At 75.2% G+C, this 12,944-nt stretch carries 14 protein-coding genes; 10 read left to right on the top strand and 4 right to left on the bottom strand.

Annotated features, from left to right (window positions below; translation table 11 throughout):
• Nucleotides 1-7: 7 nt before the first annotated feature.
• The 6 genes from AB0G11_RS38850 to AB0G11_RS38825 are packed head-to-tail and all read left to right on the top strand — an operon-like array spanning nt 8 to nt 6,785.
• Nucleotides 8-697, top strand: a complete 690-nt coding sequence (locus AB0G11_RS38850; RefSeq protein WP_357591655.1) for a class I SAM-dependent methyltransferase — start codon at nt 8-10, stop codon at nt 695-697.
• Between the two features lie 25 nt (nt 698-722).
• The gene (locus tag AB0G11_RS38845) at nt 723-2,126 is read left to right on the top strand and encodes an NAD(P)/FAD-dependent oxidoreductase (RefSeq protein ID WP_357591653.1); all 1,404 of its coding nucleotides are present in this window, start codon (nt 723-725) and stop codon (nt 2,124-2,126) included.
• Nucleotides 2,127-2,174: 48 nt separating this feature from the next.
• Entirely contained in the window at nt 2,175-2,978 is an 804-nt protein-coding gene (locus tag AB0G11_RS38840; protein ID WP_357591651.1) for a hypothetical protein, read from the top strand.
• A complete protein-coding gene (locus AB0G11_RS38835; protein ID WP_219513830.1) occupies nt 2,975-4,072 on the top strand; it encodes a hypothetical protein in 1,098 nt (365 codons plus the stop codon). The genes AB0G11_RS38840 and AB0G11_RS38835 overlap by 4 nt, the downstream gene beginning before the upstream one ends.
• The gene (locus tag AB0G11_RS38830) at nt 4,069-5,496 is read left to right on the top strand and encodes a hypothetical protein (RefSeq protein WP_219513832.1); all 1,428 of its coding nucleotides are present in this window, start codon (nt 4,069-4,071) and stop codon (nt 5,494-5,496) included. The genes AB0G11_RS38835 and AB0G11_RS38830 overlap by 4 nt, the downstream gene beginning before the upstream one ends.
• Nucleotides 5,493-6,785, top strand: a complete 1,293-nt coding sequence (locus AB0G11_RS38825; RefSeq protein ID WP_246646458.1) for an AAA family ATPase — start codon at nt 5,493-5,495, stop codon at nt 6,783-6,785. Before AB0G11_RS38830 ends, AB0G11_RS38825 begins: the two co-directional genes overlap by 4 nt.
• Nucleotides 6,786-6,802: 17 nt before the next feature.
• Here AB0G11_RS38825 and AB0G11_RS38820 read toward each other — a convergent pair whose 3' ends face one another.
• Nucleotides 6,803-7,732, bottom strand: coding sequence for a GNAT family N-acetyltransferase (locus AB0G11_RS38820; protein ID WP_357591649.1), 930 nt, complete (start codon nt 7,730-7,732; stop codon nt 6,803-6,805).
• Between the two features lie 66 nt (nt 7,733-7,798).
• Here AB0G11_RS38820 and AB0G11_RS38815 point away from each other — a divergent pair, with 66 nt between their 5' ends.
• The 3 genes from AB0G11_RS38815 (at nt 7,799) to AB0G11_RS38805 (ending at nt 9,292) form a co-directional block, all read left to right on the top strand.
• Entirely contained in the window at nt 7,799-8,113 is a 315-nt protein-coding gene (locus tag AB0G11_RS38815; protein ID WP_219513838.1) for an STAS domain-containing protein, read from the top strand.
• 83 nt (nt 8,114-8,196) lie between these two features.
• The gene (locus tag AB0G11_RS38810; RefSeq protein ID WP_219513840.1) at nt 8,197-8,748 is read left to right on the top strand and encodes a TetR/AcrR family transcriptional regulator; all 552 of its coding nucleotides are present in this window, start codon (nt 8,197-8,199) and stop codon (nt 8,746-8,748) included.
• A 115-nt stretch (nt 8,749-8,863) separates the two neighbouring features.
• Nucleotides 8,864-9,292, top strand: a complete 429-nt coding sequence (locus tag AB0G11_RS38805; protein WP_219513846.1) for an ATP-binding protein — start codon at nt 8,864-8,866, stop codon at nt 9,290-9,292.
• On the opposite strand, the gene AB0G11_RS38800 is transcribed toward AB0G11_RS38805, so the two are convergent.
• The 3 genes from AB0G11_RS38800 to AB0G11_RS38790 form a co-directional block, all read right to left on the bottom strand.
• The gene (locus AB0G11_RS38800) at nt 9,287-9,421 is read right to left on the bottom strand and encodes a hypothetical protein (RefSeq protein WP_281427400.1); all 135 of its coding nucleotides are present in this window, start codon (nt 9,419-9,421) and stop codon (nt 9,287-9,289) included. The genes AB0G11_RS38805 and AB0G11_RS38800 overlap by 6 nt on opposite strands.
• A gap of 79 nt (nt 9,422-9,500) precedes the next feature.
• Nucleotides 9,501-10,448: a Ppx/GppA phosphatase family protein gene (locus AB0G11_RS38795; protein WP_357591647.1), complete on the bottom strand. Its 948-nt coding sequence runs from the start codon at nt 10,446-10,448 to the stop codon at nt 9,501-9,503.
• Nucleotides 10,449-10,458: 10 nt separating this feature from the next.
• A complete protein-coding gene (locus AB0G11_RS38790; protein WP_357591645.1) occupies nt 10,459-11,865 on the bottom strand; it encodes a cytochrome P450 in 1,407 nt (468 codons plus the stop codon).
• 54 nt (nt 11,866-11,919) lie between these two features.
• Between AB0G11_RS38790 and AB0G11_RS38785 the strand changes: the two genes are divergently transcribed.
• Complete coding sequence (locus AB0G11_RS38785) at nt 11,920-12,942, top strand: formylglycine-generating enzyme family protein (RefSeq protein WP_357591643.1); 1,023 nt, start codon at nt 11,920-11,922, stop codon at nt 12,940-12,942.
• The last annotated feature ends 2 nt before the right edge of the window (nt 12,943-12,944 follow it).

The raw sequence follows: 12,944 nt of genomic DNA, 5'->3' as shown, positions 1-12,944 counted from the left end.
TCGGATCATGGCGATCATCCCGAACAGCGGCACCGGAACCGGCTCGATCACCCCCGACGGCTCGCCCGTCTCCTTCTACCTGCTGATGGGCGCCAACGGCGAACCGGAGATCATCTCCGCGGTGGTCCCCTCCGGCGGGTCGGTCCTGGACCTGGGCGCGGGCGTCGGCCGGATCGCGCACCCGCTGATCGAGCTCGGCTACGAGGTCGTCGCGGTGGACGAGTCGGCCGAGATGCTGGAGCACGTGCGCGGCGCGCGGACCGTGCGCTCGCGCATCCAGGACCTGGATCTCGGGCGGCGCTTCGACGGCGTGCTGCTGGCCTCGCAGCTCGTGCACACCGCCGACGACCAGGACCGGCGGGGGCTGCTGGAGACGTGCGCGCGGCACGTGGCGCCCGGCGGGTCGGTGCTGATCCAGTGGACGCCGCCGGAGCGGCACGGCAAGGCGGCCGTCGGCCAGGGCCGCACCACGGACGGCGGCCTGCGGCTGGAGCTGGCGGCCCAGGAGGAGGTCGCGCCCGGCGTCGTCAACGCCACCATGCGCTACTCGCACGAGGGGCGCGTGTGGACGCAGTCGTTCACCTCCCGCATGCTGACGGACGAGCGGCTGGCCGAGGCGCTGGCGGAGGCGGGGCTGCGGCTGGACCGGTTCCTCACCGAGGACCGGGCCTGGCTGAAGGCGGTGCCGGACGCCTGAAAGACTGGGTGCTCTGGAGGTGGTCATGTCCGAGGAGTACGACGTCATCGTGATCGGCGCCGGTCCGGCCGGCGAGAACGTGGCGGACCGGGCGGTGCGCGGCGGGCTGTCGGCGGCGATCGTGGAGGACCGGCTGGCGGGCGGTGAGTGCTCCTACTGGGCGTGCATCCCCAGCAAGGCGCTGCTGCGGCCGGTGGAGCTGGCCGGCGAGGCCGGGCGGGTGCCCGGCCTGACGCTGGGCCCGATCGACGCCGCCGCCGTGCTGGCGCGCCGTGACGAGGCGGTGTCCCGCTACGACGACTCCGGCCAGGTCGGCTGGATCGAGGGCCTGCCGGCCGCGTACGTGCGCGGGCGCGGCCGGCTCGACGGCCCCAAGCGGGTGCGGGTCGCCACGCCCGGCGGCGGGGAGCGGATGCTGACCGCGCGGCACGCCGTGGTGCTGGCCACGGGCACGACGGCGTCGGTGCCGCCGGTGCCCGGCCTGCGCGAGGCGAAGCCGTGGACCAGCCACGAGGTGACCGCGGCCACGTCCGTGCCCGAGCGGCTGGTGGTCATCGGCGGCGGCGTGGTGGCGTGCGAGATGGCCCAGGCCATGCACGGGCTCGGCGCCCGCCGGACGACCGTGCTGGTGCGCGGCGGCTCGCTGCTGGAGCGGATGGAGCCGTTCGCCGGCGAGCTGGTGGCCGCGTCGTTCGCCGCGTCCGGCATCGACGTGCGCACCGGCGCCGAGGCGGCCCGGGTCGAGCGGCCGGTGCCGGGCGGCCCGGTGACCGTGCATCTGGCGGAAGGCCCGCCGCTGGAGGCCGACGAGCTGCTGGTGGCCACCGGCCGCCGGGCGGCGACCGCGGGGCTCGGGCTGGACAGCGTCGGGCTGGCCGACGGGCCGGTCGAGGTGGACGACAGCCTGCGGGTGCCCGGCCTGGACTGGCTGTACGCGGTCGGCGACGTCAACGGGCGCAACCTGCTCACCCACATGGGCAAGTACCAGGGCCGGGTGTGCGGTGACGTGATCGCCGCCCGCGCCAAGGGCGAGCCGGACGACCTGCCTTCGCTGCGGGCGAGCGCCGACGGCTTCGGGGCGCCGCAGGTAGTGTTCACCGATCCGCAGGTGTGCTCCGTCGGCCGGACCGAGGCCGCCGCCCGGCGTGACGGGTTCCGGGTGCGGGCGGTGGAGTACGACCTGGCCTCGGTCGCGGGCGCCTACCTGCTGGGCGACGGCTACCGGGGGCGGGCCAAGGCGGTCGTGGACGAGGACCGGCGGGTGCTGCTCGGCGTCACGTTCGCCGGGCCGGGCACGGCCGAGCTGCTGCACGCGGCGACGGTCGCGGTGACCGCCGAGGTGCCGCTGGAGCGGCTGTGGCACGCGGTGCCGTCGTTCCCGACGGTGAGCGAGGTGTGGTTGCGGCTGCTGGAGGCGTACGGCCTCTGATGTCCTGAAATTGCTGGAGATTACTGGAACTCTTGCTACAGTCGCGCCATGAGTGACCGGCTGGACGATCTCGAAAGGCGGATCGACGAGCTCCGGGCCGGTGTCCGTACGGCGATGCGCGTCCGGGACACGGCCACGGCGCGCGGGCTCCGCGCCGAGCTGCGTGCCGCCGAGCGCGCCTGGGACGCCCTGGTCAGCGCCCCCGGCGAGCCCGCGCGGAGCGGCCCGGCGAAGGGGCGCGGCGACGGGCTGCGGCTGGTCACCGTGCGCGAGCAGGTCCACCAGGCGCTGGCGCTGCTCGACGCGCCCGCGCAGCCGCGGCTCATCGTCACCGTGAGCCAGGCGTTCTTCGCCGGCACGATCCGCAGCGCCCAGCTCACCAGCCTGCGCCGCGACGAGGAGCGCTCGTTCCGCTCCTCGCCGTACGGCAGGCCGTACTACCTGTGCGCGGCCCTGACCGACCGCCTCTCCCCCGCGCGCGCCCTGCTCACGCTCAGCACCTGGCCGGTGGAGCGCCGGGTGGTCGGGCCGCTCAGCCCGAGGGTCGACTTCCTGACCGGCGCCGCCCGGATCGCCGCCCACCTGGCCGGGCTCGGCCAGGCGCCGCCGGAGGGCGAGCGGCTGCTGGCCAGGATGGCGCGCAACATCCCGGGCGCGGGCGGCGACGGGCTCGGCCCGCCCGACCCGGCGCGGGTGGCCGACGCGGCCCGGCGGGAGCTGGCCGTGCACGCCGAACGCGACGCGCTGGACCGGGCGGAGCTGGCCGGTCGCGCGACATCCCAGCTCGGTGACGTGGCAAGGCTGTTCGGCGCCGCTACGCTGAACACCGTCGCAAGATCAGGAGAACGATGAACCGGCTTGACGCGTTGCGCGGCACCACGCCGCCGAAGCCGCATGACGCGCGGGCGATCGCCGCGCTGGCGGCCAACCCCGGCTGCACCCGCCGGGCGCTGATGGACGGCGCCGGGATCGACAAGGGCGCCGCCGCCCGCCACCTGGGCTTCCCCGCGCCGTTCGGGCAGTCGCCGTTCGCGATCACGCGCGGCAACGCGTTCGAGGCGCTGGTGAAGGCCGACGGGTGCGCCGAGCTGCTGCGGATGCTGCGCGAGCTGCTCGGCCTGCCGATCGCCGAGGTGGCCTACCACGACGTGGAGAACGTCGGCGCGCACCTGCGCCACACCCACACGCGCGCGCTGATCGACCGCGCGGTGCGCGAGGAGGACGCGGGCACCGTCTACGACCATCCGCTGTTCACACTGGAGATCGCCGGGCACACCGCCTACCTGGAGCCGGACGTGGTGGCCTTCCAGCTCGGCGGGCGCTTCCACATCGTGGAGATCAAGTCGTTCGCGGTGATCGACGGGCAGGCCGACCCGGCGGCGGCCGCGGCGGCGGCCCGGCAGGCGGCCGTCTACGTGCTGGCGCTGCGCGGGCTGCTGGAGGAGCTGGGGCACGACCCGCTGCGGGTCTCGCACGAGGTGGTGCTGGTCTGCCCGGAGAACTTCGCCAACCGGCCGGTGGCGACGCTGGTGGACGTGCGCCGCCAGCTCGCGGTGCTGCGCCGCCAGCTCGCCCGCATGACGGACCTGGACCGGCTGATCGACGCGCTGCCCGACGGGCTCACGTTCGACCTGATGCCGGACGAGGACGGGCTGCCGTCGCGGCCGGTGGCCGAGCTGGCCGACGCGGTGCGCGGGGCGGCGGCCCGCTACGCGCCCGACTGCCTGTCCACCTGCGACCTGTGCTTCTTCTGCCGGGACGAGGCCCGTCAGGAGGGCGCCTCCGACCTGCTGGGCCGGCACGTCCGCGACGAGCTCGGCGGCGTCGCCTCGGTGGGCGAGGCGCTGGCGCTGGCCGACGGGGCGCGCGCCCCGGCCGAGGGCCAGGAGGAGATCGCCCGCCTGCTGCGCGGCGCCGAGCGGCTGCGCAGGGAGTGCCTGACGTGAGCCTGCTCACCTCGCTGGCCCGGCTGCGGGCCGTGGAAGCGGGCCGGGCGCAGCCGATCGCGACCGTGCGCCACTGCCACCTGTCCGAGCGGCCGATGGTGTTCATCCCGCTGAAGCTCGCCGGGGAGGCCGCCGCGCCGCTGGCCGCCATGCTCGGCACCGACCGGGACGCGCCGCGGCTGCTGGTGGTGACCCAGCCGCGCAACCGCGACCTGCGTTTCGCCTGGGCCGCCGAGCTGGCCGGGGTGCTGGTGCCGTACGTGGAGAGCTTCCTCGGCAGCACGGAGACGGTCGAGCGCCGCAACGCCGACCCGTACGAGCGGGCGCTGGACGCGCCGCAGCTGCTGCTGCCGAACCGGGCGGGCGTGGCGTTCACCCGGCTGCTGGGCCGCTCCACCCGCTTCCGCCGCACCGACGGACCCTACCCGGTGCCGCAGGGGGTGCCGCTGCTGGGCCGGTGGCTGACGTACTTCGCCGAGCGGGCCGCGTACCCGGGCTCGTCGCTGGCGATGGCCGCGACGGAGGAGCTGGCCCGCCACTGGGCGAGCGGGCAGAGCGCGCTGGAGGACGCCAACCTGGCGGCGCTGGTCGCCTGGATCACCACCGGGCCGTCGGACGAGGCGGAGGACCCGCTGGTCTGGCCGCCGGCCGGCCCGGCGACCGACCCCGGGTTCGACGCCGAGGTGCTGGCGCCGGCGATGGAGAGCGAGTCCGCCGAGCGCGTCACCGAGGCGCTGCGCACGCAGCTCGCCCCCACCTGGCGGCTCATGTGGCAGGCGGTCGACCTGCTGCGCGCGCTGGAGCCCGGCGCGGGCGTCGCCCAGCGGTGGGAGCAGGACCGGGCCTCGTTCAGCGGCATGGCGGCGCAGATCGAGGAGGGCGCGCCGCCGCAGGCGCGGCGCGACGGCGCGGTGGCCGCCGCCGCCCGCCTGGCGCGCATGGAACGCGCCCAGGCGGCCTACGACGTGCAGCGCGCCTACGACGACCCGCTCGTCATGGCCGAATACCGGCTGACCGGTGAGGCGTTCGCGGGCGAGGTCGTCGAGACCGTCCCGGACAACACCGAGGGCGAGGGCCGCTCGCGCAAGCTGCGCCCGCTCGTGGTGGTCAAGACCGACGATCCGGTACGGATCCCGCCCGGCACGTCGCTGGGCACGCCGCAGCGGCGCGGGCAGGGCGCGGAGCTGGTGTCGGCGGACGGCGGCCTGGTCACCCTCAAGATCACCAAGGGCATGGGGCGGGGCCGGACGCCGACGCCCGGCGCGGTGCCCGAGCCCGGCGAGCGGGTCTGCTACACCTCGCTCACCGACGACTTCCAGGGCGCGCCCGCGCTGCCGGAGGCCGAGGCCACGCCGTGGACCCACGGCGGCCCGCCGCCCGCCTACGTGCCCGCCGACGAGGACGCCGTGGAGGAATGGTCATGACGCAGGCCGCTCCCGAGCTCACGCCCGAGCAGGTCATCACGGCCGTGCTCGCCGACCTGCCGCGCCACCGGGGCGTGGTGGTCGACTCGCCGCCGGGCGCGGGCAAGTCCACCCTCGTCGTACGGGCCGCCGCGCACATCGCCGCGACCGGCGAGCCGCTGATGATCGTCGCGCAGACCAACGAGCAGGTCGACGACCTGGTGACCCGGCTGTGCGACAAGCACCCGCACCTGACCGTCGGCCGGCTGTCGGCGGGCGGCTACGTGACCCCGGCGCGGCTGCTCGACCTGCCCGGCGTCACCGTCGGCACCCGCGTGCAGGACCTGGGCGACCCGGACATCGTCATCGCCACCGCCGACAAGTGGGCGTGGATCGCGGGCCGGACCTGGCCGTGGGCGATCGTCGACGAGGCGTACCAGATGCGCTCGGACAAGCTGCTGCGCATCGCCGCCCTGTTCGACCGGGCGCTGTTCGTGGGCGACCCGGGGCAGCTCGACCCGTTCTCCGTCGTCGACGGCGACCGGTGGTCGGGGCTGTCGTGGGACCCGCTGCAGAGCGCGGTGTCGGTGCTGCTGCGGCACAACCCCGACCTGCCGGTGCACCGGCTGCCGGTGTCGTGGCGGCTGCCCGCGTCGGCGGCGCCGGTGGTGTCGCGGGCGTTCTACCCGTTCACCGGGTTCCGCTCCGGCACCGGGCCGGGCGAGCGGCGGCTGGAGCTGACCACCGGCGGCATGGGCACCGTGCACGACCGGGCGCTGGAGGAGGCCGCCCGCTCCGGGTGGGCGCTGCTGGAGCTGCCGAACCGGCACACCGTGCGCACCGACGGCGAGGCCGTCGAGGCGGTGGCGTTGCTGGCGGCCCGGCTGCTGCAGCGCGGCGCGGTGGCGGGCTCGGAGCAGGGCGAGCGGCCGGTGACCGCCGACCGGATCGCGGTCGGCGCGGCGCACCGCGACCAGGTGGCGGCGATCCGCGCGGCCGGGCTGCCACCGGAGATCACCGTCGACACCGCCAACCGGCTGCAGGGCCGCGAGTACGACGTGACGATCGTGCTGCACCCGCTGTCGGGGCGGCGCGACGCCACCGCGTTCCACCTGGAGTCGGGGCGGCTGTGCGTGCTGGCGTCGCGGCACCGGCACGCCTGCGTGGTCGTGGCCAGGGCGGGCATCGCCGAGCTGCTCGACGCCCATCCGTCGGCCGAGCCGGTGCGGCTGGGGGCGCCGGTGAAGTTCCCCGACGGCTGGGAGGCCAACCAGGCGGTGCTGGACCACCTGGCGCGGCACCGGGTCTGACCGCCTTCACGCGACGTTCAGACGGTGCGCCGCCACATGTCGATGATCAGGACGGGGCGCATGCCGGCCGACTCGTACAGGCCCAGGGCGGGCGTGGTGTTGTTGGAGTCGACGTGCAGGATCGTGCCCTTGCGCCCGCGGGCGGCGTCGGCGGCGAAGGCGTGCCGCAGCAGGAACCGGCCCAGGCCGCGGCCCCGGAAGGCGGGCAGCACCGCGAGCAGGGCGACGTAGCCGCAGCCCTCGTCGGCGGCGAACTGGTCGTTGCCGAGGCAGACGGCGGCGGGCTCGCCGCCGACGCTGGCGAGCGTGAGCTGGCTCCAGTCGGTGGTGGCGTGCGCCTGGCGGCGCTCGTACCACTGGTCGTAGCCGGTGGGGGTGAAGCCGTAGTGGCCGGCGAAGCCGTCCTGGTGGACGCGGTGGGCCCGGCGGCGGACGTCGTCGCTCTCCCCCGTCTCCAGGCTGACGCCGGCGGGCACGGGCGGCGGCTCGACCGGGCCGTCGAAGTCGGCGCGCATGCGGTAGAAGCTGGTGCCGGGCTCGAAGCCGTAGCCCTGGACGAGCGCCCGCTGGGGCTGGTCGGTGCGGTAGACGCCGACGGAGGCGGAGGCCGTCGCGTGGCCGCGGGCGCGGCCCAGCTCGGCGGCGCGGCCGAGCACCAGCGGCCACAGCCGCTCGGCGAGCCCGGTCACGCCGGGGCGGACGACCACCTCGACGTCGACCACGTCGCCGTCGCCGGGCGCGCACGCCCACGCCCAGCCGTCCAGGCCCCCGTCGGCGCCGCGGGCCAGCCAGCCGTCCGCCTCCAGGTCGAAGGCGGGCTCGGCGAGCTCGCCCCGGACGTCGTCGAGCGTCACGTCGGGGACGCCGAGCACCGCCACGTCGCGCGCGGCGACGAGCTCGTGGATGGCGGCGGCGTCCTCGGGACGCGGCCGGCTGAGGGTGTGCATGCGGTGATTCTGCACAAGTCGCGTGCCGCCCGCCTCCCAATTTTGTCGCGGGTCTAATCTGGAAGGATGTCCGAGAAGACACCGCTGACCGTGGACGTCGTCGCGCTCGACGCGACGGCGACGCGGGTGGCGCTCAGCGGCGAGCTCGACCACGACACCGCCGGCGAGCTGGCCGAGCTGCCCGACGGCTGGCAGCGCCTCGATCTGGACCTGTCGGGGCTGACGTTCGTCGACTCCTCCGGGCTGGCCGCGCTGGTGCGGCTGTGGCAGCGGGCCGGCGCCAGCGGCGCCGAGCTGCGCCTGGTCGCGGTGACGCCCTACCTGCGCGGGCTGCTCAAGATGACGGCGCTGGACCGGCTGTTCGGCCTGCCGCCCGGCTGACCGATCTTCCTTACTTGCCGACCGGCTAGTTGGGCTCCTAAACTGGGACCCCAACACCCCCGTACAGTCAAGACAGGTGCGTTTTGCGGGAAGACACCCGGTCCCGGATCCAGGAGATCGCGCTCGGCCTCTTCATCGAGCAGGGCTACGAGGCGACCTCGCTGCGGGAGATCGCCGAACGGCTCGGCGTCACCAAGGCCGCCCTCTACTACCACTTCAAGACCAAGGACGACATCGTCGCCAGCCTGGCCGAACTGCGCGTGGCCGAGCTGGAGGAGCTGCTGGAGTGGGCCAGGGCGCAGCCGAAGACCCCGCAGATGCGGCGCGAGCTGGTGCTGCGCTACGCCGACCGGCTGCGCCACCCGCGCTACCTGGAGGTCGCCCGGTTCCTGGAGCGCAACCAGACCGCGCTGCGCGACCATCCGAAGATCCTGCGGCTGCGCGAGGTGCTGCTGGAGATGGTCGCGGCGATGAGCGAGCCGGGCACCCCGGCGGTCACCCGGGTCAGCCGGTCGATGGCGCTGTTCACGCTGCACGCGCCCAAGTGGATCCGGCACGACGACACGCTGAGCGAGGAGGAGGCCGCCGCGGCCTCGCTGGAGGTGGCGCTGCGACTGCTGGAACCGGCCGACTGACGAACGGGTTTTCCGGCCCCGAGCAGGGAGTCGCCGCCTGACCCGGCAGGGGGCGCGGATTGGGCCGCCGGATCACGGGCAGAGGGCTTCCACGGTCGAGACGGGAGGAGACGCCGTGGAGGCGACGATAGCGCTCCGGCTGCCGAGGGACGCGGCCAGCGTTCCGCTGATCAGGCGGCTGTTCGACGGCACGCTACGGTCGCTGGGCGTCGAGCCGCAGATCCGCGACGACATCGAGCTCATGCTCTCCGAGGCGTGCTCCAACGTGATCAGGCACGCGGAGCCGAGCGAGGAGTACACGGTCACCGCGGGCGTGCGCGACGACCTGTGCGTGATCCGGGTGATCGACACCGGCGACGGCTTCGACCCCGAGGCGGTACGGCCCCCGAAACCGGGCGCGGAGCACGGCCGGGGGCTGCAGATCATGCGGGCGCTGGCCGACGACGTGCGGTTCGTCAACAAGCCGGAGGACGGCGCCGTGGTGTGCCTGGAGAAGAGGCTGCGCTACAGCCCGGGGGCGGCGGGGCAGTTCCTGGCGTCATGACTCCCTGGCGGTCAGGCTCGCCAGCAGCGCCAGCCAGACGAGCACGACCACCGAGATGAGGATCACGGCCAGGAACGACAGGGAGAGGGCGATCGCCAGGGACGCGACCGCGCTGAGCAGTGACCACATCTGGCAACGATTGCCCGCATAACACCATTTGATGCAGTTCAGCGCGGCCAGTTGGTCGTTATATGACGATATTTCGCCCTTACTCGGTAGTGTCGAGGCGGCCGGGCAGCAGGTCGAGCCGGCGCAGTATGACCCCCTCGCGCAACGCCCACGGGCACACCTCCAGCCGCTCCACCTCGAACAGGTCCATCACCGCGTCGGCGACGATCGCGCCCGCCGCGAGCTGCATGGCCCGCCCCTCCGACACCCCCGACAGCTCCGCGCGCTCCGCCGAGCCCATCGTGGTCAGCTTGACCGCCCAGTCGGCCATGTCCTGCCGGGACAGCGAACGCGACACGTACACGCCCTCGCTGCTGGGAGCCGCGCCGGCGATCCTGGCGAGCTGCTTGAACGTCTTGGAGGTGGCCACCGCCCGGTTGGGCTCGCCGAAGCGGACCACGTCGCCGACCGTGCGGGCGATCTCGGCCCGTACGTGGCGGCGCAGCGCGCGCACCTCGTCGGCGCCGGGCGGGTCGGCGCTCAGCCGGTCGCGCGTCAGCCGCCCCGCGCCGAGCGGCAGCGACACGGCCACGTCCGGCTCCTCGTCGACGCCGCAGGCGATCTCCAGCGAGCCGCCGCCGATGTCGAAGGCCAGCAGCCGGCCCGACGACCAGCCGAACCAGCGCCGCACCGCCAGGAACGTCAGCCTCGCCTCGTCGCGGCCCGACAGCACCTCGATGTGCACGCCGCAGCGCGCGTCGATCTCGGCCAGCACCTGATCGCCGTTGGCCGCCTCGCGCACGGCGGAGGTGGCGAAGGCCACCAGGTCCTCCACGCCCTTGTCCTCGGCCAGCCGGACGGCCTCCGCCACGAACGCGCCCAGCCGCTCGACGCCCTCCCCCGACAGGTGGTTGCGCTCGTCGAGGTGCTCGGTCAGGCGCAGCTCCTCCTTGTGGGAGAAGGCGGGAATCGGCCGGGCGCCCCGGTGGGCGTCCACGACGAGAAGATGGACGGTGTTCGAGCCGATGTCCAGCACGCCGAGTCGCATGGCACGAACGCTACAGGTCCCCTTGTCGCACGGCGAAGCGGAGCCCGGTGTGGTCGAACGAGGCGGGCAGCGCGCCCTCCAGGCGCACCGAGGCGAACACCTCCCGCTCGCGCAGGAACGCGCCCAGCAGGCTCGACGCCGTGAACAGCACCAGGTCGCGGCCCGCGCACCGGGCGAACCCGGCGCTGAACGGCACCCCGGTGCGCGCGTCGCCGCCCGCCCACGCGCCGCCGCCGTCCAGCGGCTCGCCGTCGTCCCAGGCGTCGTCGCCGGTCCACAGGCCGGGGCGGTAGTGGTCGCCTGCCTCGGCGCGGTTCACGTACGGGCTGTAGATCGCCACGAGGCTGCCTTCGGGGACGCCCCACTCGGTGGGGCCGGTCGTGTCGCGCAGGATCGCCAGCGTGGTGGGCCACAACCGCACCGACTCCAACACCGCCGCCCGCACCCCCGCCCCGTCGACCCCGGACGGGCCCGGGTGGGTGGCGGCCCCGTCCGCGGCGGCCCCGTCCCTGGCGGCGGTCCCTTCTCCGGGAGTCCCGGGTGGGGCTGGGTGGGCGGGTGTGCTGGGTGGGCCCGGGTGGTGGGCGGTTCTGGGGGGTGGGTGGGTGGCCAGGAGGGCGAGGGCGCGGTAGGCGGCGATGGCGGCGGCGTCGAAGGCGAACAGCCAGTGCGGCACCTGGCCTTCCGGGCACACGTCGGCGGGGGCCGGGGTGGCGGCCAGGGCGGCGGCCAGGCTGCCGGGCTCGGCGCGCGCCAGGTGGCCGTCCAGCCGCCGCCGGAAGGCGCGGTACACGTCGGTGCGGCGCCCGCGCAGGTAGAACCAGTTGGCGTCGCCGCGCAGCCGGTCGAGCATCCGGGTGAGGGTCACGTCGTCGCGGGCGCCGTCGCCGAGCACGACGCGCCGGGCCAGCCGCCAGAACGCGGCGTGGAAGTCCGTCCAGGTGAGCACGCCCCGGTACGGCAGCGTGGCCGCCTCCTCGGCGGCGGCCCGCGCGACCGGCCCGAAGTCGGGGAGCAGCACCCGTTCGTTGTAGTCGTGACGCCGCTCCCGCAGCTCCGGCTCGGGGGTGATGAGCACGCCGTCCGGCTGGAAGTGGCCGAGGGCGCCGCGTTTCTCCCGGTTGGCCGGGGTGAGCGAGCGGTCGTCGAGCACCCGCCGCACGTCGGCGGCCGACAGCACGAGCACCGCCCAGCCCCGCAGCGGCACCCGGACCAGCAGCGGGCCGTCGCCGTGGCGGGCGCGCAGCCGGGCGAGCAGCCGGACGGCCCGGTCGTCGGCGCGGGTGAGCGCGGCGAGCCGGACCATGAGCGGGCGGCGCACGATGACGCCCTGCGCGAGGGCCGGCAGGACCAGGGTGAGGCCCAGCCGCAGTGTCTCGGCGGCGTTCGCGCGCGGCGGCCGCGTGATCGTGCGCATGGCAGGGCGACTACCCTTCCTAGAGGCCACGACACACGTGAGAGGGGGGCCGGGATGGGCGCGTGCTGCGGTCCGAGCCGTGAGGCGGCCGGGGAGCCCGGCGGGTCCGGCGCGGGCGGCGGGGCGGGCAGCGGGGCGGGTGCGGTCACGGCGGCGCACGAGGTGCTCACCGTGCCGACGCCGACGCCGACGCCGACCCCGATGCCCATGCCGACGCCCGCACCCGGGCCCGTGGCGGTGCGGCGGGAGCCGCCGCGCGGGATGGTGCGGATCCCCGGCGGCGAGTTCTGGATGGGCGGCGACGACCCCGACGGCCGCCCGGAGGACGGCGAGGGCCCGGTGCGCCGGGTGCGGGTGGAGCCGTTCCTCATCGACCCGGCGTGCGTGACGAACGCGCAGTTCGCCACGTTCGTGAAGGAGACCGGGTACGTGACCGAGGCCGAGCGCATCGGCTGGTCGTTCGTGTTCCGGCAGTTCGCCGGCCGGGGCGTCCTGGAGGCGAGCGTGCCCGGGGCGCCGTGGTGGGCCGGGGTGGAGGGCGCCACCTGGCGCACGCCCGAGGGGCCGGGCTCCTCGGTGGGCCACCGGCAGAACCACCCGGTCGTGCACGTGTCGTGGCACGACGCGAGCGCCTACGCGGCGTGGGCGGGCAAGCGGCTGCCGACCGAGGCCGAGTGGGAGATGGCCGCGCGCGGCGGCCTGGAGCGGGCCCGCTATCCGTGGGGCGACGAGCTGGCGCCGAAGGGGCGGCAGCGGTGCAACATCTGGCAGGGCCACTTCCCGTCGGCGCCGAGCAAGGGCACGATGCCGGTCAAGTCGTTCCAGCCCAACGGCTACGGCCTCTACAACGTCTCCGGCAACGTGTGGGAGTGGACCGCCGACTGGTGGGGCGTCGAGTGGGAGCCGTACGCCGACAACCCGACCGGCCCGGCCGAGGGCGAGGCCAAGGTGATCCGCGGCGGCTCGTACATGTGCCACGACTCCTACTGCAACCGCTACCGGGTGGCGGCGCGCACCTCCAACACCCCCGACTCCGCCACCGGGCACACGGGTTTCCGCTGTGCGGCCATAGTCTGAGC

This window comes from Nonomuraea sp. NPDC023979 (assembly GCF_040639085.1).
Lineage (GTDB): Bacteria > Actinomycetota > Actinomycetes > Streptosporangiales > Streptosporangiaceae > Nonomuraea > Nonomuraea ceibae.
Note: the sequence above shows the minus strand (reverse complement) of the source record. Positions and strands in the feature narration are given on the sequence as shown.

Bases quoted from the DNA above. Each gene is read 5' to 3' on its own strand.
- AB0G11_RS38795 (WP_357591647.1), bottom strand. From the start codon at position 10,448: ATGCGACTCGGCGTGCTGGACATCGGCTCGAACACCGTCCATCTTCTC.
- AB0G11_RS38815 (WP_219513838.1), top strand. From the start codon at position 7,799: ATGTCCGAGAAGACACCGCTGACCGTGGACGTCGTCGCGCTCGACGCG.
- AB0G11_RS38845 (WP_357591653.1), top strand. From the start codon at position 723: ATGTCCGAGGAGTACGACGTCATCGTGATCGGCGCCGGTCCGGCCGGC.
- AB0G11_RS38790 (WP_357591645.1), bottom strand. From the start codon at position 11,865: ATGCGCACGATCACGCGGCCGCCGCGCGCGAACGCCGCCGAGACACTG.
- AB0G11_RS38835 (WP_219513830.1), top strand. From the start codon at position 2,975: ATGAACCGGCTTGACGCGTTGCGCGGCACCACGCCGCCGAAGCCGCAT.
- AB0G11_RS38840 (WP_357591651.1), top strand. From the start codon at position 2,175: ATGAGTGACCGGCTGGACGATCTCGAAAGGCGGATCGACGAGCTCCGG.
- AB0G11_RS38800 (WP_281427400.1), bottom strand. From the start codon at position 9,421: ATGTGGTCACTGCTCAGCGCGGTCGCGTCCCTGGCGATCGCCCTCTCC.
- AB0G11_RS38785 (WP_357591643.1), top strand. From the start codon at position 11,920: ATGGGCGCGTGCTGCGGTCCGAGCCGTGAGGCGGCCGGGGAGCCCGGC.
- AB0G11_RS38820 (WP_357591649.1), bottom strand. From the start codon at position 7,732: ATGCACACCCTCAGCCGGCCGCGTCCCGAGGACGCCGCCGCCATCCAC.
- AB0G11_RS38850 (WP_357591655.1), top strand. From the start codon at position 8: ATGGCGATCATCCCGAACAGCGGCACCGGAACCGGCTCGATCACCCCC.
- AB0G11_RS38825 (WP_246646458.1), top strand. From the start codon at position 5,493: ATGACGCAGGCCGCTCCCGAGCTCACGCCCGAGCAGGTCATCACGGCC.